This window comes from Pseudomonas yamanorum, assembly GCF_013386765.1.
Classification (GTDB): domain Bacteria; phylum Pseudomonadota; class Gammaproteobacteria; order Pseudomonadales; family Pseudomonadaceae; genus Aquipseudomonas; species Aquipseudomonas yamanorum_A.
In genome coordinates, this window is the sequence record NZ_JACARE010000101.1 from 1 (window position 1) to 402 (window position 402).

Below are 402 nucleotides of genomic sequence, written 5' to 3' on the forward strand. Positions count from 1 at the left end.
TAACTGACCTAACGAGGTGAAGACCTTTGATAATCAGCGAAATGCAACGCAAGCTTGCCACATGGGCAGCCACCGATCCGTCCATACGGATTCAACGGATGCTGCGTCTGATAACACAACCAGAATGGCTGGCTGAAGCGGCGCGGATCACGCTTTCATCAAAGGGGGCCCATACCCCCGGCGTTGATGGCGTGAACAAAACAATGCTACAGGCCAGACTGGCTGTTGAGCTGCAAATCCTCAGGGATGAATTACTCTCAGGCCACTACCAGCCCTTGCCCGCCAGACGGGTTTACATCCCTAAAAGCAACGGCAAACTGCGACCACTGGGTATCCCCGCGTTGCGGGATCGTATTGTTCAGCGGGCCATGCTGATGGCGATGGAGCCGATATGGGAGAGTG

Annotated in this window: 1 pseudogene; it reads left to right on the top strand. The window is 55.2% G+C overall.

Annotated elements, in window-relative coordinates:
* Window positions 1–98: 98 nt before the first annotated feature.
* Window positions 99–402 (top strand): annotated as a pseudogene (locus tag HX875_RS32590) (group II intron reverse transcriptase/maturase); the annotation flags it as partial.